The sequence below is a fragment of the Pseudomonas sp. TE12234 genome (assembly GCF_054061835.1).
Genome location: NZ_JBSSEP010000010.1, coordinates 16,811 through 34,816, shown reverse-complemented (window position 1 = coordinate 34,816; position 18,006 = coordinate 16,811). Strand labels below are relative to the sequence as shown.

Genomic DNA, 18,006 nt, shown 5'->3' with positions numbered 1-18,006 from the left:
ACAACGAAATATGGCCAGTCAGCTGAAGTCTTCGCAGACTTCAGCTGACTGGCCATTCATTTTTCTGCGCTGGCAATCAGACCACGGGCGCGGGAGGCGGCTCATCCGGCAGGGTGGGCTCACCAGGCTCGTTGGGTTGTTCGTTGGGCGTATCGGGATCGGGTTGACCGGGGATGCCCCCTGCCATGTTGATCGGCGGGTGTGCCAACAAGGACCAGGCCAAGACGCCAACCTGATTGGGCTCCAGCCTTGCCAGTTCGGCACTTATTCGCGGGTCGATCTTCATAAAGCACTCCTGAGCGATGGCCCGATCCGCCTTGCGCGAATCGGAGCGTACACTCCATAGAGTGTACGCTCGCTCAAGAATTCCCACGGTTTGTCAGACGGCTGACTCAGGTCCGCGGCAAGGTCACGCCACGCTGGCCCTGGTACTTGCCGCCGCGATCCTTATAGGAAACTTCACACTCTTCGTCAGACTCGAGGAACAGCATCTGCGCCACGCCTTCATTGGCGTAGATTTTCGCCGGCAGATTGGTGGTATTGGAGAACTCCAGGGTGACGTGACCTTCCCACTCAGGCTCCAGCGGCGTGACGTTGACGATGATGCCGCAGCGCGCGTAGGTGCTTTTACCCAGGCAGATAGTCAACACATTACGCGGAATGCGGAAGTATTCGACGGTACTGGCCAGGGCGAAGGAGTTGGGCGGAATGATGCACACGTCGCTGTGGATATCGACGAAGCTGCCTGCATCGAAGTTCTTCGGGTCGACGATTGCCGAATTGATGTTGGTGAACACCTTGAAATGATTAGTGCAACGCACATCGTAGCCGTAGCTCGAAACACCGTAGGAGATCACCCGGCTATCGTCGCTGCCGCGCACCTGGCGTTCTACGAAGGGCTCGATCATGCCGTGCTCTTGCGCCATGCGGCGAATCCACTTGTCCGATTTGATGCTCATGGCGGGTGTCCTGAATAACGTGGTGGAAAAATCTGTCCGGCATCTTACCGGGGCGCGCCGCCGGGTTCAAAGCGCGAGGCACAATTCTCGACGATCCTGCCGGATTTACGGACCTTCGAAGCAATACCCCGCACCGTCAGTCATGAAAACAGAGAAACCTTCGCAAGAAACATTGGCACGTTCCGGAAAAAGGGTTAAGGTGACGTCACTGTGCTGCTTGTGTCACTGAGAATCTCTACACGATATGTTGAATTTCGATCCAACCATCTACAAGAATTTTTCCTGCTCTTTGCACTCAGTCTCGGCCAGGGTTCTTCCTGAGTCGCAGTTATCTTTGTTCAAGGAGTTACACCATGTCTAATCGCCAAACCGGTACCGTTAAGTGGTTCAACGATGAAAAAGGCTTCGGCTTCATCACTCCACAATCCGGTGACGACCTGTTCGTTCACTTCAAAGCTATCCAATCCGACGGCTTCAAAAGCCTGAAAGAAGGCCAACAGGTTTCTTTCATCGCTACCCGCGGTCAGAAAGGCATGCAAGCTGAAGAAGTTCAAGTTATCTAACTTGTACTTGCTTTAGTAAAAAGCCCCGCCCTCAACAGCGGGGCTTTTTTGTGCCTGCGTGCTTTTTTCCAGGCATGAAAAAACGCAGCCCAAGCTGCGTTTTCCAGCATTTACCAGGTCACGCCAAACCCTGCGGTGTAACGGGTCTTGCTCAAGTCAGCCTCATCGGAACCACTGACGATATCCCTCTCCGCCTTCAGGTTCAGTGACGCCCAATCGGTCACTTTGTAGCGCAAGCCGATCTCGGCATCCAGCGCGTAGTCGGCCACGCCCGACAACGGCTTGCCCACCTCGCCATTGGTGAAGAATTCTACCTTCTTGCCTATCAGGTAACGGTTGTAATCCCACTTCATGGCCAAAGAATAGAAATTCTCCTGGCTACCGTCGTGATACTCGTAATCGGTGCGGTTGACCAGCGACCCCAGGGAAAAGGCACCCAATTCGTCATCCCAGAACTGATAGCCGGGACCGGTACCCACGGTACGCTGACGAGACAGGTCTTCTACCTTGTCGCGCTTGTAAACCAGGCGACCTTCCCAGAACCATTTGTCGGTGATAAAGCGGTCGAGGGAGTATTCGGCCCGCCAGTTATCCGTGGTGACGACGCCATCCTGGAACTCGCGGTTGTATTCGCCTTCCGCGATATGCCGCCAACGACCATGGCGCGCGGTGGTCTTGAAGTCGATGCCGTAATCATCGGTATCTTTGTCCGCACGCTGGTAATCCAGGGCCGCGTCGATATTGCCCTTCCATACCAGATCCTCGACCACCGGCTTGGGCTTGAGGATCTGCTGGACGCTGGCCAGCTCAACCGTCTTGGGTGCCTCACCGTTGGCCAAAGTGACTTTGCCCTCATCAGCCGCCTGCAGCGACTTGGCCTTCTCACCGGTGTAGGCGTCCTGCTTGACCAACAACTCCCGATCACTTTCCAGGGTTTTGACCTGCTTCCAGTCAATCGGCACCGCGCCGGCATACCCGGTCTGGATCAGCAGCTTGCCACCGTCGAACAGAATGATCTTGCCACTCAACTTGTCACCGTTCTTCAACCAGACGGTATCCGCGAGCACGGGGGTGGAAGCACTGACGATGGCGAGGCACAGCAAGGTTTTGGAGAACATAAGCAAATAAAGGCTCAGGTACGCGAAAAAAATCGGCATTATCCGCTGGAATAAGCCCCTAGCAAGGACTGACCCCGACGCTATCTGCTGAGTTCATTTCTCAATGGGCGATCGAGGATTTACTCTAAAGACAGTACTGCGAATTTTTTTCAGGAAGCCCGGACGTGATCGACCCCACCACTGCCCCCGAGAGCGCGGCACAAATCCGACGCACGGCACTCTACCTGACACTCGCGCAAGTGCCAGAAGGCAAAGTAGTGAGTTATGGCCAATTGGCCGAGCTGGCCGGATTGGGTCGCGCGGCCCGCTGGGTCGGACGAACACTGAGCCAATTACCTGGCGACAGTAAACTACCCTGGCACCGCGTTCTCGCAGCCGGAGGGCGCATCAGCCTGCCTGCGGGCAGTCCATCCGGGGACGAACAACGCGCCCGATTGCGCATGGAGGGCATCAGTATCCTGAACAATCGTGTTGATATTCAGCGCCATGGCTGGCGTCCAGTAGAGCACAGCGGTTAGAGTGCGCGCTTTGTTTCCGTATTTCTTGAGGCAGACTCCAGCCCATGCCCCGTAAAACCTGGCGCGCCGCGCTCGCCGCTTATGCCAGCCCCTCGACGCTCGTACTGTTGTTGTTGGGTTTCGCCGCCGGCCTGCCCTACATGTTGGTGTTTTCGACCCTTTCAGTCTGGCTGCGCGAAGCCGGCGTGGCTCGCGAAACCATCGGTTATGCAAGCCTGATCGGTCTGGCCTACGCCTTCAAATGGGTCTGGTCGCCACTGCTCGACCAATGGCGCCTGCCGCTGCTGGGCAAGCTCGGTCGACGCCGCTCCTGGCTTGTGTTGTCCCAATCCCTGATAATTCTGGGCCTGATCGGGATGGGTTTCTGCGACCCGCAAAAACATCTGTCCTGGCTGATCGCCATCGCGGTCGTTGTCGCATTCGCCTCGGCGACGCAAGACATCGCCGTGGACGCCTACCGTCTGGAAATTGCCGAAGACAGTCGCCAGGCCGCGCTGGCCGCCAGTTACATGTCCGGTTATCGGATTGCCGCTTTGCTGGCTACGGCAGGCGCACTGTTCTTCGCTGAAGGGTTTGGCTCAACCGGCTTCAACTATAAGCACTCCGCCTGGACCGGCACCTACGTGCTGTTCGGCGTGCTGATGATCCCGGCGCTGCTGACCTCCTTCTTCATGCGCGAACCACCGGTCCCGCTGCGCACCCAACTGCAAGCCGGGCGTTACAGCTTCGCGCATCAGCTGGCTTCCGTGTTCGTACTGATTGTACTGCTGGTGTCCGTCCCGGCCATGTTCACCCAGCTGTACAACACCGACTTTGCCAGCGTGCTGTTCAAAGGCGTGAGCCTGCTCGACCTTCTGCTGGAGGACCGCGCATTCCTGCGGGCAATCCTCTATACCACGCTGACCGCGCTGTGCCTGTCGACCATGGGTCGCCGTGGGTTGGCGCCAGTGCTGACGCCGGTCAACGACTTTATTATTCGTTACCGCTGGCAAGCCTTGCTGCTGCTTGGGCTGATCGCCACCTATCGGATGTCCGATACGGTCATGGGGGTGATGGCCAACGTTTTCTACATCGACCAAGGCTTCACCAAGGACCAGATTGCCGGCGTCAGTAAGATTTTCGGCCTGATCATGACTCTGGTGGGCGCCGGCATGGGTGGCCTGCTGATCGTGCGCTTCGGCATTCTGCCAATCCTGTTCATCGGTGGCGCCGCATCGGCAGCGACCAACCTGCTGTTCCTGATGCTCGCGGACATGGGCCCCAACCTGAACATGCTGATCGTGACCATTTCACTGGATAACTTCGCTTCGGGCATGGCGACTTCAGCCTTCGTCGCTTACCTGTCGAGCCTGACCAACCTCAAATTCTCGGCGACCCAATATGCCCTGCTCAGCTCGATCATGCTCTTGCTGCCACGCTTGATCGGCGGCTACTCAGGCGTCATGGTGGAGAAGTTCGGTTACCACAACTTCTTCCTGATCACCGCCCTGCTGGGCGTTCCTACTCTGATATTGATCGCCCTGCACTGGTTCCAGGAAAGCCGCCGTGCTGGACCGACACCGACGCCGGAACCGGTTCCGACCCAGGTCGCGGAAGAATCGTAGGAAACATCCGCAGGAAACCTTGCAGAGGGCGCTGAGATTCCCGCCCTCCTGCCATACCGCCGACCGTACGCCTGTACGACAGCGGATCTCGCCCGTACAATGCTCCGTCATTTCTCGTCATTAGCAACCGACAACGGCCAACCATGCGCACCAGTCAATTTTTGCTCGCCACACAGAAAGAAACGCCTTCCGATGCGGTCGTGATCAGCCACCAGTTGATGCTGCGCGCCGGCATGATCCGCAAACTCGCCTCGGGCCTGTACACCTGGCTGCCGATGGGCTTGCGAGTAATGCGCAAGGTCGAAGCCGTCGTTCGTGAAGAAATGAACGCCGCCGGCTCGCTTGAAGTGTTGATGCCGAGCACTCAACCGGCAGAGCTGTGGCAGGAATCCGGTCGCTGGGAAGAGTACGGCCCTGAATTGCTGCGCTTCAAGGATCGCCACGGTCGCGATTTCTGCGCCGGCCCGACCCACGAAGAAGTCATCACCGATCTGATGCGCAACGAATTGAGCAGCTACAAACAGCTGCCGATCAACCTTTACCAGATCCAGACCAAGTTCCGTGACGAAATCCGCCCACGCTTCGGTTTGATGCGCGGTCGCGAATTCATCATGAAGGACGCCTATTCGTTCCACGCTGACCAGCCATCGCTGCAAGTCACCTACGACCGCATGCATCAGGCGTACTGCAACGTGTTCACCCGCCTGGGCCTGAAATTCCGCCCGGTTGAAGCCGACAACGGCTCCATCGGCGGTGCCGGCTCCCACGAGTTCCACGTACTGGCCGAGTCCGGTGAAGACGATATCGTCTTCAGCAACGGTTCCGACTACGCCGCGAACATCGAGAAAGCCGAAGCCGTGCCGCGCGAAACCTCCCGCGCAGCGCCGACCGAAGAACTGCGCCTGGTCGACACGCCGAACGCCAAGACCATCGCGCAACTGGTCGAAGGCTTCAACCTGCCGATCGAGAAAACCATCAAGACCCTCGTGGTTCACGCTGAAGAGAAAGGCAAGCTGATTGCCCTGATCATCCGTGGCGACCACGAACTGAACGAAATCAAGGCCGCCAACCAGCCTGGCGTTGCCAGCCCGCTGGTCATGGCCTCCGAAACCGAACTGCGCGACGCCATCGGCGCCGGTGCCGGCTCCCTCGGCCCGCTTAACCTGCCACTGCCAATCATTATCGACCGCTCGGTCGAACTGATGAGCGACTTCGGCATTGGGGCGAACATCGACGACAAGCACTACTTCGGCGTGAACTGGGAACGCGACCTGCCGGTTCCGACCGTTGCCGACCTGCGTAACGTTGTCAGCGGCGACCCAAGCCCGGATGGCAAGGGCACCCTGGAAATCAAACGCGGCATCGAAGTCGGGCACATCTTCCAGCTGGGCAACAAGTACAGCAAAGCGATGAAGTGTGAAGTGCTGGGCGAGAACGGCAAGCCGATCACCCTGGAAATGGGCTGCTACGGCATTGGCGTTTCCCGTGTGGTTGCAGCTGCCATCGAGCAGAACAACGACGAAAAAGGGATTATCTGGAGTGACGCGCTCGCACCGTTCCAGATCGCCCTGGTGCCACTGCGCTACGAAACCGATCTGGTTCGCGAAGCCACCGACAAGCTGTATGCAGAACTGACTGCAGCCGGCTTCGAAGTGCTGCTGGATGATCGCGACAAGAAAACCAGCCCGGGCATCAAGTTCGCGGACATGGAGCTGATCGGCATTCCTCACCGGATCGTGGTCAGCGACCGCGGCCTTGCCGAAGGCAACCTGGAATACAAGAGTCGTACCGAGGCCGAGCCCCAAGCGCTCCCGGTCGCTGACGTACTGTCTTTCCTGCAGGCCCGTATCCGCCGCTGAAACCAGATAGAGACGTCATGTTCAAGCGAAACACCTTAGGCCTCGGTGGTGCCGCCCTGTGCGGCACCCTGTTGGTCAGCGGCTGTGCCAATCACATGTCACAGCGCAGCGAGCACGAGGAACGGGTCGAGCGTAAATTGCTCGACCACAGTCTGCAGATTGATGTCGGTGAGCCCAAGGTACTTGAGCTGCCGCAACGCCGGGTGAAAATCCACGAGCAGAAGACCTTCGAAGTCACCGAGTTCGACGTCACCCGTCATTATGATCGCTACACCCCATACCAACCCTGGCGGAAGATCTACGAGATCCCGCTCGGCGCGGTAGCGGTGGTGGGTGGTGTCTGTGCGAACGTGGTCAACGTCTTTGCCTTCGGCAACCTGCCCGACAGCATGACCAAGGACTGGCTCAGCTACGGTTTCGCCGGACTCAATCCGTTCATGAACATGCAATCCAACGGTCGCGCGCAGCAGAACCTGGCTGGCATCGACGAAGTCCAGCGCGACAAGCGCATGGAATATTCGAGCCTGCCCTGGAGCGAGCGTCCGGTCGAAGTCAAGGCCGGCAAGGAAACCTTCGAGCTGACCACCGACAAGAACGGCGTGCTCCGCCTGAATCTGCTGGACAGCCCGTTCGCCGAATATGACCTCAATCATCTGGGCAAGCTGCAGATCAGTGTCAGTGACTCAAAGGGCGATGTGCATACCGACTCCTCCCTTGTGCTCAGCAGCACCCTGCGCGGCAAATTGCTCGAAGCTCACAGCCTGATTTACGACGACCTCGAAGACGACGAAGTGAGCCAGTGGGTACACCGGGTCAAACGCCTGTCGGAGCTGGGTCTTGAAGAAGAAGCGAGCGAACTGGAGCAGAGCCTGGTCGAATTGACCCGCAACGATCCTGAGCTGCAGACCGAATTCCTCAAGTCCCTGACCAAGAATGCCGGACGCCTGGTGGCGGATCCAGGACCGAACTAACGCTCAAAGCTTCGCGGGCAAGTCGAGTCGCCCGCGAAGCGGCCTCACAGGCACCGCAAAACTACCGCTCAAACAACTCCATCTGCTCAAACCCGCCCCGCAAATCCTCCAGCCTTACTCCCACGCCCAATAATCGCACCGGCTTGCCACCCCGATTGAACGCCTGCGTCAGCATCAACTGGTAACTGCCCAAGTCCCGCCCTGCCCCTGCCTGCTCAAGTGTGGTCTGGGTAAAATCATGGAACTTCACTTTGACGAACGGCTTGCCCGGTCGATAGCTGCTGTCGATTCGCTCCATGCGGGTTCTGAGGGTTTCCAGTAACTCCGGCAGCTTATCCAGACAACTGCGCAGATCCGGCAGATCGACATCGTAAGTATTTTCGACGCTGATCGACTGCCGACGACTGTCGTTATGCACCAGACGGTCATCGATCCCGCGGGCCAGACTCCAGAGACGCTCGCCAAAACTGCCGAATTCGCGCACCAGCGCCAACTTGTCCCACTCGCGAAGTTGCAAACAGTCGACAATCCCGAGCTTGGCCAGCTTGTCGGCGGTCACTTTGCCAACGCCATGCAGCTTATTGACTGTCAAGCCACTGACAAAGTCATCGACCTGATCCGGCGTGATGACAAACAACCCATTGGGCTTTTTCCAGTCGCTGGCGATCTTGGCGAGAAACTTGTTTGGCGCCACGCCCGCCGAAACGGTGATATGCAACTGATTGGAGACCCTTCGACGGATGTCCTGGGCAATTCGGGTGGCACTTCCACCGAAATGCGCGCTGTCCGACACATCCAGGTAGGCCTCATCCAGGGAAAGTGGCTCGATGATGTCGGTGTAATCGCGAAAGATCGTATGAATTTCCTTCGATGCTTCTCTATAGGCGTCCATTCGCGGCTTGACGATGGTCAGGTCCGGGCAGAGTTTCAACGCGTGCCCGGACGACATCGCGGACCGCACACCATAGGCCCTCGCCTCGTAATTGCAGGTGGCGATCACTCCACGCCGATCCGCCGACCCACCTACCGCCAGCGGCTTGCCGGCCAGGCGCGGATCGTCACGCATCTCGATGGCGGCGTAGAAGCAGTCACAATCGACGTGGATGATTTTTCGCTGAGTCATATCAACGCGGTGTTCATGAAGAGGAAATGTCGTCTTGCCGTGTCGGACATTCAGTATCTCACTGACACCTGTATATAGCACCAGTACTCAGAATGTTCTTTTCCAATTGTGGGAAAGCGCCCGATAAATTTATTTTCTTAATCGAAAGGCGTGCACCAATAGAGCTGAAACCCTTGCCACGCCTGCCTCACAGCGATACTCGACCACCTTCAAATCAAGCTAAGCGTTTGAACAGGAACAGGTTTTATCGAAATTGGTGATTGACACCCCGGCGTATCTCTATAGAATGCCGATCCACAGACGCGGGATGGAGCAGTCTGGTAGCTCGTCGGGCTCATAACCCGAAGGTCGTCGGTTCAAATCCGGCTCCCGCAACCAAACATCGAAAAAGGCTACTCGAAAGAGTGGCCTTTTTTGTGCGCGCCTGTTTTGTGCAGAAGGTGCGACATTAGCGCAGGCACCCGCGCCACAGAAATCAGAAATCGTTCTGGTTCCGAATCTTAAGCCGCCCCCGCGACCGTTTGCCGCTCTTTTACGTTTATTTGACCGGGTTCAGGATTAACGGTTGACACTCAGGCGTATCTCTATAGAATGCCGCCACACAGACGCGGGATGGAGCAGTCTGGTAGCTCGTCGGGCTCATAACCCGAAGGTCGTCGGTTCAAATCCGGCTCCCGCAACCAAACATCAAAAAAGGCTACTCGAAAGAGTGGCCTTTTTTGTATCTGTTGAAAAAGCCCTTTCGCAACAATGATCTGTCACTGTGTAGTGAGCCGTCCGGGGTCACCTAAGCGCTGAGTTCCGACTATGCTCAAACGCACACTTTCCCCCCACGACTGATGACATGCCGTCGCCGAGAGCCGGTGATAGCGTTAATATTTGTGATTATTTTTTTCTACAGGGATTGGTAACTTGGCTGGATACCCCCATCCTGTCGCGCACAATCCAAGAGGTGATTGATGCGCGCCAACTCGTCTGATTCACAAGACACCGTCACAGCGACACATCCGATCAAGGCGGAGCGCTTGCGCCTGCTCGATCTGATCAGCAAATACCGACAGCCCATCGGCCTGGCGGTCACTCTGCTGCTGTTCGCGATTGCGCTGATTGCCTGTCGTCATCTGTTGAGCGAGCTCGATCTGGATGCTCTGCACGACTCGATCCTCGACGTTCCGAAACCCGCATTGCTGGGCGCCCTGGGCGCAACCGTGGCGGGCTTCATCATTTTGCTGGGGTACGAATGGTCAGCCAGTCGCTACGCCGGCGTGAACCTGGCGCCACGCACCCTGGCCCTGGGAGGCTTCACCGCTTTCGCCATCGGGAATGCCATCGGTCTTTCGATGCTGTCGGGCGGCTCGGTTCGCTACCGCCTGTATGCACGTCATGGTCTGGGGGCCGCTGAGGTCGCCCACATGACATTGTTCGCCAGCCTCTCCCTGGGCTGCGCCTTGCCACCGCTCGCCGCACTGGCGACGCTCAGCGACCTTCCAGCGGCCTCCATTGCACTGGGCCTGTCCGAAGTCCTGCTGGGTTCGGTAGCCACGGCTGTATTACTGCTGTTTTCGGTACTGGCCATCGGCATCTACCGCCGCCGCCTGCCGGAACAACCCTACGCGGACAACCTGATGGTCAAGGTCGGCCGTCGTACCTTGCGCCTGCCGGGACGCCGCCTGACCTTCCTGCAACTGATCATTACCGCGCTGGACGTGGCCGCCGCCGCGACCGTGCTTTACCTGTTACTGCCGGAAGCACCGCCGTTCGGTGCGTTCCTGCTGGTCTATCTGCTGGCCTTGGCTGCTGGCGTTCTCAGCCATGTGCCGGGCGGTGTCGGCGTATTCGAAGCGATTTTGCTGGCGGCCTTCTCCGACAAACTCGGCGCCGCCCCACTGGCCGCTGCCCTGTTGCTGTATCGCCTGATCTACGTCGTCCTGCCGATGCTGGTGGCCTGCCTGTTGTTGCTGATCAACGAAGGTCAGCGCATCTTCCAGACCCGCCAGTCCTTGCGTGCAGCATCGGGCATGGCCGCACCGATTCTGGCTGTGCTGGTGTTTCTCTCCGGCGTGGTTCTGCTGTTCTCCGGCGCGACACCGGAAATCGACACTCGCCTGGAACACATCGGCTTTCTCATTCCCCATCGACTGGTTGATGCTTCGCACTTTGGTGCCAGCCTGATTGGCGTACTGTGCCTGCTACTGGCCCAGGGCCTGCGTCGTCGACTGTCGGCTGCCTGGATGCTGACCACCATTCTGTTGCTGGTGGGCGCCCTGCTTTCGCTGCTCAAGGGCTTCGACTGGGAAGAAGCCTGCCTGATGACCTTGACCGCAGCTTTACTGGGGGTTTTCCGGCGTTCGTTCTATCGCCCCAGCCGCCTGACAGAAGTGCCTTTCTCACCACTCTATCTAGTGTCGAGCCTGTGCGTGCTTGGCGCCTCCATGTGGCTGCTTCTGTTCGCCTATCAGGATGTTCCGTACAGCCATCAACTCTGGTGGCAATTCACCCTCGATGCCGATGCCCCTCGTGGCTTGCGTTCGCTGCTCGGTGCCGCCGTGTTGCTGGTGGTGGTTTCCCTGACCTGGCTGCTGCGTACCGCCCGTCCGGTCATCCATCTGCCGACCCCGGACGAACTGGAGCGCGCGAGCAAGATCCTGATGGCCTCGTCGCAACCGGATGGCGGCCTGGCCCTGACCGGCGACAAGGCACTGCTGTTTCACCCCAACGATCAAGCGTTCCTGATGTACGCCCGCCGCGGCCGCAGCCTGGTAGCGCTGTATGACCCGATCGGTCCGAGCCAGCAACGGGCGGAAATGATCTGGCAGTTCCGCGACCTGTGCGATATCCACCATGCGCGCCCCGTGTTCTATCAAGTGCGCGCGGAAAACCTGCCGTACTACATGGACATCGGCCTGACGGCGATCAAACTCGGCGAAGAAGCCAGGGTCGACCTGCACCGCTTTGATCTCGACGCCAAGGGCAAAGAGATGAAGGACCTGCGCTACACCTGGAACCGCGGCACACGGGATGGCCTGTCACTGGAGATCTTCGAGCCGGGCCAGGCGCCGATGGACGAGCTGAAGGTGATTTCCGATGCCTGGCTGACCGGCAAGAACGTACGCGAAAAAGGCTTCTCCCTCGGCCGCTTCAGTGATGACTACCTCAAGTACTTCCGCATTGCGGTCATCCGCTTCGAAGGACGTCCGGTGGCGTTCGCCAACCTGCTCGAGACCTACAGCCACGACCTGGCCAGCCTCGACCTGATGCGCGCCCACCCGGACGCCCCCAAACTGACCATGGAATTCATGATGGTCGGCTTGATTCAACATTATAAAAATCATGGTTACGGGCGCTTCAGCCTGGGCATGGTGCCGTTGTCGGGGCTGCAACCCCGTCGCGGCGCCCCCTTGACCCAGCGTCTGGGCTCGATGGTTTTCCGCCGTGGTGAGCAGCTCTACAACTTCCAAGGCTTGCGCCGCTTCAAAGACAAATTCCAGCCTGACTGGGAACCCCGTTATATGGCCGTGCCCGCCGGACTCGATCCGCTGGTTGCCCTGGCCGATACTGCTGCCCTGATCGCGGGCGGCTTGACTGGATTGGTGAAACGCTGATGATTCGACGCTCCTTGCGGTACGTTCTGGGCACACTGGTGGTGCTGGCCCTGATTCTCGGTGGTGGCTACTGGTACCTGAAACGCCCGGCACCGGAACCGACCCTCGAACAGCTGACCCCGGCCGACGGCACGGCCATGACCCGTGTCATCCCGGGCAACACGCCTCGCGCCCAGGTGCTGGTGGCGGTCACTGAGGAACAGAAGCTCAGCGACAATCAATTGATGACCCTGAGTCGCAGCGGTTCGGCGCAGATTGTCCAGGTAATCCTGCCCCAGGACTGTCTGCTGCAAAGCCGCGCCTTGCAATCGGGCTTGAGGGAACTCAAAGGCCCGGCAACCCTGGTCAGCGGTATCGGCCCAGGTGCGGTACTCGCCTGGCGCTGGTTGTCCGAGCAGAAAAATGACAATGCCCAAGCCGTCTCGGTCGACCTGGCCCTGGAAAAGGGTGGCTGCACTCACCTGCTACCGAAAAGCGCTTCTCACGGCCATTGGCTGGTGGCGTGGAACGACAACCCGGATGACACCAGTGCCGGCTTCGTGCGCGACCAACCCAACGCCGAAACCAGTATCAGTGACTACGACATCAACCTGCCGCAAGTGCTGAACAATGAACTGCGCAAGCTCCTGGTCGGTGGCGACAAGGCCTCCGGCGGGCTGCAGATTCCCGTGGTTGAAGTGCCGGCCGGCCAGGCCAAGGACACCGTGACCCTGTTCCTGTCCGGTGACGGTGGCTGGCGTGACCTCGACCGCGACGTGGCGGGCGAAATGGCGAAGATCGGCTACCCGGTGGTCGGCATCGACACCCTGCGCTACTACTGGCAGCACAAGAGCCCCGAGCAAAGCGCGCTGGACCTTGCCGAACTGATGCAGCACTACCGGCAGAAATGGGGCACCAAGCGCTTCATCCTCACCGGCTACTCGTTTGGTGCCGATGTGTTGCCTGCGATCTACAACCGCCTGGCAGAGTCCGAGCAGCAGCGTGTCGACGCGATCATCCTGCTGGCCTTCGCCCGCACCGGCAGCTTCGAAATCGAAGTCGAAGGCTGGCTTGGCAACGCCGGCAAAGAAGCCGCCACCGGCCCGGAAATGGCCAAGCTGCCCGCCGCCAAAGTGGTGTGCATCTACGGTGAAGAAGAAGTCAATGAAAGTGGCTGCACCGACAAGACCGCCGTGGGCGAAGCCATCAAGCTGCCTGGGGGTCACCACTTCGACGAGAACTACCCGGCCCTGGCCAAGCGCCTGGTGGACATCATCATAAAACGCCAGGCCAAGGACGAGGCAACAGCGCAGGAGTGATGTGAGCCGCGCAAACAAAAAAGCCCCTACCGCTACATAAGCGTGGGGGCTTTTTCATTTCACCAAGTACTGCATATCCTGTGTGTGTGTGCGAGCCTGCTCGCGAAAGCGATGGGTCAGTCAACATAGAAGTTAAATGTCAGTCCGCCTTCGCGAGCACGCTTGCACACAGCGGTATCCGCGCAAGGTTCATTCAATTGCCAGGCAACAAAAAGCCCCCGATACCGCGAGGCATCGGGGGCTGTTGATTCAGGCTTACATCTCGACCTGAGTACCCAGCTCAATCACCCGGTTCAGCGGCAGATTGAAGAAGCGCAGATTGCTGTTGGCGTTTTTCAACATGAAGGCGAACAGCGCCTCACGCCAGCGGGCCATGCCTTCGATTTTAGAGGCGATGACCGTCTCACGACTGAGGAAGTAGGTCGTGCGCATCGGACTGAAGTCCAGTTCATCCAGATGGCACAGCTTCAGCGCTTGCGGCACATCCGGCTCGTCGGTGAAACCGAAGTGCAGGATCACCCGGAAGAAACCCTCACCGTAGGAGTCGACCTCGAACCGGCGTGACGGCGGCACACGCGGGATATCCTCGTACACCACCGTCAATAGCACCACTTGCTCGTGCAACACCTGGTTATGCAACAGATTGTGCAGCAGGGCATGAGGCACGGCATCTGGCCGTGCGGTGAGGAATACAGCGGTACCCTGAACACGATGCGGCGGTTGTACGGCGATACTGCTGATGAAAATCGGCAGCGGCAAGCCACCTTCGTCCAGACGCTCCACCAGCAGCTCCTTACCGCGCTTCCAGGTGGTCATAAGAATGAAGAGTACGATCCCCGCCAAAACCGGGAACGCACCGCCTTGAATGATCTTCGGCACGTTGGCCGCAAAGAACAGTCCATCGACCAAAATGAAGCCGATCAGAATCGGTACTGCCAGCAATGGCGGCCACTTCCAGAGCAGGAGTATCACCGCCGCCACCAGAATACTGGTAATCAGCATGGTGCCGGTCACCGCTACGCCATAGGCCGAAGCCAGCGCCCCGGAGGACTCAAAGCCGATGACAAGCAGAATTACACCGACCATCAGCGCCCAGTTCACCGCCCCGATGTAAATCTGTCCCTGCTCGGCGCTGGAAGTGTGCTGAATGTGCATGCGTGGAATGTAGCCCAGCTGAATGGCCTGTCGAGTCAACGAGAAAGCACCGGAAATCACCGCTTGCGAAGCAATGACCGTTGCCAGAGTGGCCAGCACCACTAATGGCACCAACGCCCAATTAGGCGCCAACAGATAGAACGGGTTACGCGCCGCCTCAGGGTTTTCCAGCAACAAAGCGCCCTGACCGAAGTAGTTCAGCACCAGAGCCGGCAGCACCAGCGCCAACCAGGCGCGGGCAATCGGCTTGCGTCCGAAGTGGCCCATGTCGGCGTAAAGAGCTTCGGCACCGGTCAATGCCAGCACGACTGCGCCCAGGATCGCCACGCCCATGCCGGGATGCACGATAAAGAAACGCACGCCCCACATCGGGTTCAAGGCACTCAACACCTCTGGGTGCTTGATAATGCCGCTGATACCGAGAATGGCCAGCACCAGAAACCACGCCACCATGACGGGACCGAACAACTTGCCGATACGATCGGTGCCATGTTTCTGGATCAGGAACAACGCGACCAAAACCACCAGCGACATGGGCACGACCCAGCGCTCTAGTCCGTCGAACGCCAGTTCCAGACCTTCAACCGCTGACAATACAGAAATGGCAGGTGTGATCATGCTGTCGCCGTAGAACAGCGCCGCACCAATCAGCCCCAGAATCACCAGCACTGCACGCAACTTCGGGTAAGCGTGTGCGGCACGCCGGGCCAGCGCCGTCAGCGCCATGATCCCGCCCTCTCCCTGGTTGTCGGCACGCAATACGAACAGTACGTACTTGATCGTAACCACCCAGACCAACGACCAGAAAATCAATGCAAGAATCCCGAAGACCCCGTCCTGATTGACCGGTACTCCGTAATGCTCGGAAAAAACCTCTTTAAGGGTATACAACGGGCTTGTGCCGATGTCGCCGTAAACCACCCCGACTGCCGCGACCAGCATGCTCAACGGTTTTGCTACCGAATGTCCGGCATCTGCCGTCTGACTACTTGCCTGCCCCATCCAACACTCCCTACTTCTCAGACCCGGCTTCTTCGAATGAAGCACTATGCTTTGTCGTGCAGCATGCGCTGTTTTACTTCAGGTTACAGACGTTTTGTTGACTGTAAAAATTCGGTAAAGCCCAACGGCGCGAAGCATAGCGCAGCACTCGTCGTATTTCCCTGCATAAAGCTGGTCAAGTGCGCTTCCCATCGATAGAATTGCGCACTTTTTGATCAGAGGCGCGATAGAGCGTCCTTTTGTCGCCTTGCCGATCATGGCTGGAGGCGTCACAAAATACCGAGGTTAGACATGTCCACCACTCCTGCGCCGGCCAATCCAAAGGTTGGCTTCGTATCCCTGGGTTGCCCGAAAGCACTGGTCGACTCCGAGCGCATCCTCACCCAACTGCGGATGGAAGGCTATGACGTCGTGTCCACTTACCAGGACGCTGACGTAGTGGTGGTCAACACCTGCGGCTTCATCGATTCGGCCAAGGCGGAATCCCTGGAAGTAATCGGCGAAGCCATCAAGGAAAACGGCAAGGTCATCGTGACCGGCTGCATGGGCGTCGAAGAAGGCAACATCCGCAACGTGCACCCGAGCGTGCTGGCCGTGACTGGCCCGCAGCAGTACGAGCAAGTGGTCAACGCCGTGCATGAAGTCGTGCCGCCGCGTCAGGATCACAACCCGCTGATCGACCTGGTGCCGCCACAAGGCATCAAGCTGACCCCGCGCCACTACGCCTACCTGAAGATTTCCGAAGGCTGCAACCATAGCTGCAGCTTCTGCATCATCCCGTCGATGCGCGGCAAGCTGGTCAGCCGCCCGGTCGGTGACGTGCTCGACGAGGCCCAGCGCCTGGTCAAATCCGGCGTAAAAGAGCTGTTGGTGATCTCCCAGGACACCAGCGCCTACGGCGTCGACGTGAAATACCGCACCGGCTTCTGGAACGGCGCGCCAGTGAAAACCCGCATGACAGAACTCTGCGAGGCCCTCAGCACCCTGGGCGTCTGGGTTCGTCTGCACTACGTCTACCCGTATCCGCACGTTGACGAACTGATCCCGCTGATGGCCGCCGGCAAGATCCTTCCGTACCTGGACATCCCGTTCCAGCACGCCAGCCCGAAAGTGCTCAAGACGATGAAACGCCCGGCCTTCGAAGACAAGACCCTGGCGCGCATCAAGAACTGGCGCGAAATCTGCCCGGACCTGATTATCCGTTCGACCTTCATCGTCGGCTTCCCGGGCGAAACCGAGGAAGACTTCCAGTACCTGCTGAACTGGCTGACCGAAGCGCAACTCGACCGCGTCGGCTGCTTCCAGTATTCGCCGGTTGAAGGCGCTCCAGCCAACGACCTGGATCTGGAAGTCGTTCCGGACGAGGTCAAACAGGACCGCTGGGAGCGCTTCATGGCGCACCAGCAGGCGATCAGCTCGGCGCGCCTGCAACTGCGCATCGGCCGTGAAATCGAAGTGCTGGTCGATGAAGTCGACGAGCAAGGCGCCGTTGGCCGTTGCTTCTTCGATGCCCCGGAAATTGACGGCAACGTGTTCATCGACAATGGCAGCAACTTGAAGCCGGGCGACAAGGTCTGGTGCAAAGTGACTGACGCCGACGAATACGATCTGTGGGCTGAACAGATCTAAACGCCAAAAATACGAAAAGCCCCGCTCTCTTGACGAGATGCGGGGCTTTTTTACGGCTATCGTTTTATGAAGAACGGATTCTCATCTCATAATAGTCGGTTGAAAAAAGAAGGAGCAGTCAGGCATGCGCCAACATTCGGTCATCCATACGCCGAAACAGAGCGACTACGAAGAGCTGACACGGGTTTGGGAAGCTTCAGTGCGCGCGACCCACGACTTTCTTCCAGAGAGTTATATCGAATTGTTGAAGAACCTGGTGCTGACCCGTTACCTCGACGCGGTCATGCTGATCTGCACCAAAGACCCACGCCAGCGCATTACCGGATTTGCCGGTGTAGCGGCTGGCAAGATCGAAATGCTGTTCATCGACCCGGCGCATCGCGGTCAGGGCCTGGGCAAGCAGTTGTTGCGCTATGCCATGGAAAACCTTAACGCCGATGAACTGGACGTCAACGAACAGAACCCGCAAGCCATCGGCTTTTACTTCAAACAGGGCTTCGAAGTCATTGGTCGCTCAGAAGTCGACGGCATGGGGCAGCCGTATCCGTTGCTGCATATGCGGATGCGCCAAAACCACACACGTTCGCAACACGGCTGACACCGCA

At 58.5% G+C, this 18,006-nt stretch carries 14 protein-coding genes and 2 tRNA genes; 11 read left to right on the top strand and 5 right to left on the bottom strand.

Annotated features, from left to right (window positions below; translation table 11 throughout):
- Window positions 1–76: 76 nt before the first annotated feature.
- Together ACVWYU_RS16765 and dcd are read right to left on the bottom strand one after the other, a co-directional pair.
- On the bottom strand, window positions 77–286 hold the full coding sequence (locus tag ACVWYU_RS16765) for a hypothetical protein (protein WP_390959094.1): 210 nt from the start codon (window positions 284–286) through the stop codon (window positions 77–79).
- A 106-nt stretch (window positions 287–392) separates the two neighbouring features.
- Window positions 393–959, bottom strand: coding sequence for a dCTP deaminase (gene dcd / locus ACVWYU_RS16760; RefSeq protein ID WP_007904652.1), 567 nt, complete (start codon window positions 957–959; stop codon window positions 393–395).
- 353 nt (window positions 960–1,312) lie between these two features.
- Between dcd and ACVWYU_RS16755 the strand changes: the two genes are divergently transcribed.
- The gene (locus ACVWYU_RS16755; protein ID WP_002554837.1) at window positions 1,313–1,522 is read left to right on the top strand and encodes a cold-shock protein; all 210 of its coding nucleotides are present in this window, start codon (window positions 1,313–1,315) and stop codon (window positions 1,520–1,522) included.
- Between the two features lie 110 nt (window positions 1,523–1,632).
- Here the strand turns inward: ACVWYU_RS16755 and ACVWYU_RS16750 are convergent, their stop codons facing one another.
- On the bottom strand, window positions 1,633–2,640 hold the full coding sequence (locus ACVWYU_RS16750) for a DUF481 domain-containing protein (RefSeq protein ID WP_457373202.1): 1,008 nt from the start codon (window positions 2,638–2,640) through the stop codon (window positions 1,633–1,635).
- Window positions 2,641–2,804: 164 nt separating this feature from the next.
- On the opposite strand from ACVWYU_RS16750, the gene ACVWYU_RS16745 reads away from it, so the two are divergent.
- From ACVWYU_RS16745 to ACVWYU_RS16730, 4 genes are all read left to right on the top strand, one after another.
- Window positions 2,805–3,158 carry an MGMT family protein gene (locus tag ACVWYU_RS16745; protein ID WP_090317072.1) on the top strand — a complete coding sequence of 118 codons (354 nt, stop codon included), beginning with the start codon at window positions 2,805–2,807 and terminating at the stop codon, window positions 3,156–3,158.
- 44 nt (window positions 3,159–3,202) lie between these two features.
- Window positions 3,203–4,762, top strand: a complete 1,560-nt coding sequence (locus tag ACVWYU_RS16740) for an AmpG family muropeptide MFS transporter (RefSeq protein ID WP_457373201.1) — start codon at window positions 3,203–3,205, stop codon at window positions 4,760–4,762.
- A gap of 143 nt (window positions 4,763–4,905) precedes the next feature.
- On the top strand, window positions 4,906–6,621 hold the full coding sequence (locus ACVWYU_RS16735; protein ID WP_247254854.1) for a proline--tRNA ligase: 1,716 nt from the start codon (window positions 4,906–4,908) through the stop codon (window positions 6,619–6,621).
- 17 nt (window positions 6,622–6,638) lie between these two features.
- Window positions 6,639–7,592 (top strand): hypothetical protein, encoded by a 954-nt coding sequence (locus tag ACVWYU_RS16730; protein ID WP_247254855.1) that lies wholly within the window; start codon window positions 6,639–6,641, stop codon window positions 7,590–7,592.
- A gap of 61 nt (window positions 7,593–7,653) precedes the next feature.
- Here the strand turns inward: ACVWYU_RS16730 and dinB are convergent, their stop codons facing one another.
- Window positions 7,654–8,715 carry a DNA polymerase IV gene (gene dinB, locus ACVWYU_RS16725; RefSeq protein WP_390959087.1) on the bottom strand — a complete coding sequence of 354 codons (1,062 nt, stop codon included), beginning with the start codon at window positions 8,713–8,715 and terminating at the stop codon, window positions 7,654–7,656.
- Between the two features lie 301 nt (window positions 8,716–9,016).
- On the opposite strand from dinB, the gene ACVWYU_RS16720 reads away from it, so the two are divergent.
- The 4 genes from ACVWYU_RS16720 (at window position 9,017) to ACVWYU_RS16705 (ending at window position 13,615) form a co-directional block, all read left to right on the top strand.
- Window positions 9,017–9,093, top strand: a tRNA-Met gene (locus tag ACVWYU_RS16720).
- A gap of 228 nt (window positions 9,094–9,321) precedes the next feature.
- Window positions 9,322–9,398, top strand: a tRNA-Met gene (locus ACVWYU_RS16715).
- Between the two features lie 276 nt (window positions 9,399–9,674).
- Window positions 9,675–12,317, top strand: coding sequence for a bifunctional lysylphosphatidylglycerol flippase/synthetase MprF (gene mprF, locus ACVWYU_RS16710; protein WP_457373200.1), 2,643 nt, complete (start codon window positions 9,675–9,677; stop codon window positions 12,315–12,317).
- A complete protein-coding gene (locus ACVWYU_RS16705) occupies window positions 12,317–13,615 on the top strand; it encodes an AcvB/VirJ family lysyl-phosphatidylglycerol hydrolase (protein ID WP_457373199.1) in 1,299 nt (432 codons plus the stop codon). The genes mprF and ACVWYU_RS16705 overlap by 1 nt, the downstream gene beginning before the upstream one ends.
- Window positions 13,616–13,870: 255 nt before the next feature.
- Here ACVWYU_RS16705 and ACVWYU_RS16700 read toward each other — a convergent pair whose 3' ends face one another.
- Window positions 13,871–15,712: a potassium transporter Kup gene (locus tag ACVWYU_RS16700; RefSeq protein WP_390959855.1), complete on the bottom strand. Its 1,842-nt coding sequence runs from the start codon at window positions 15,710–15,712 to the stop codon at window positions 13,871–13,873.
- A 351-nt stretch (window positions 15,713–16,063) separates the two neighbouring features.
- Here ACVWYU_RS16700 and rimO point away from each other — a divergent pair, with 351 nt between their 5' ends.
- Window positions 16,064–17,401 carry a 30S ribosomal protein S12 methylthiotransferase RimO gene (rimO, locus tag ACVWYU_RS16695; RefSeq protein WP_457373198.1) on the top strand — a complete coding sequence of 446 codons (1,338 nt, stop codon included), beginning with the start codon at window positions 16,064–16,066 and terminating at the stop codon, window positions 17,399–17,401.
- Window positions 17,402–17,525: 124 nt separating this feature from the next.
- A complete protein-coding gene (locus ACVWYU_RS16690; protein WP_090317044.1) occupies window positions 17,526–17,999 on the top strand; it encodes a GNAT family N-acetyltransferase in 474 nt (157 codons plus the stop codon).
- Window positions 18,000–18,006: the final 7 nt, after the last annotated feature.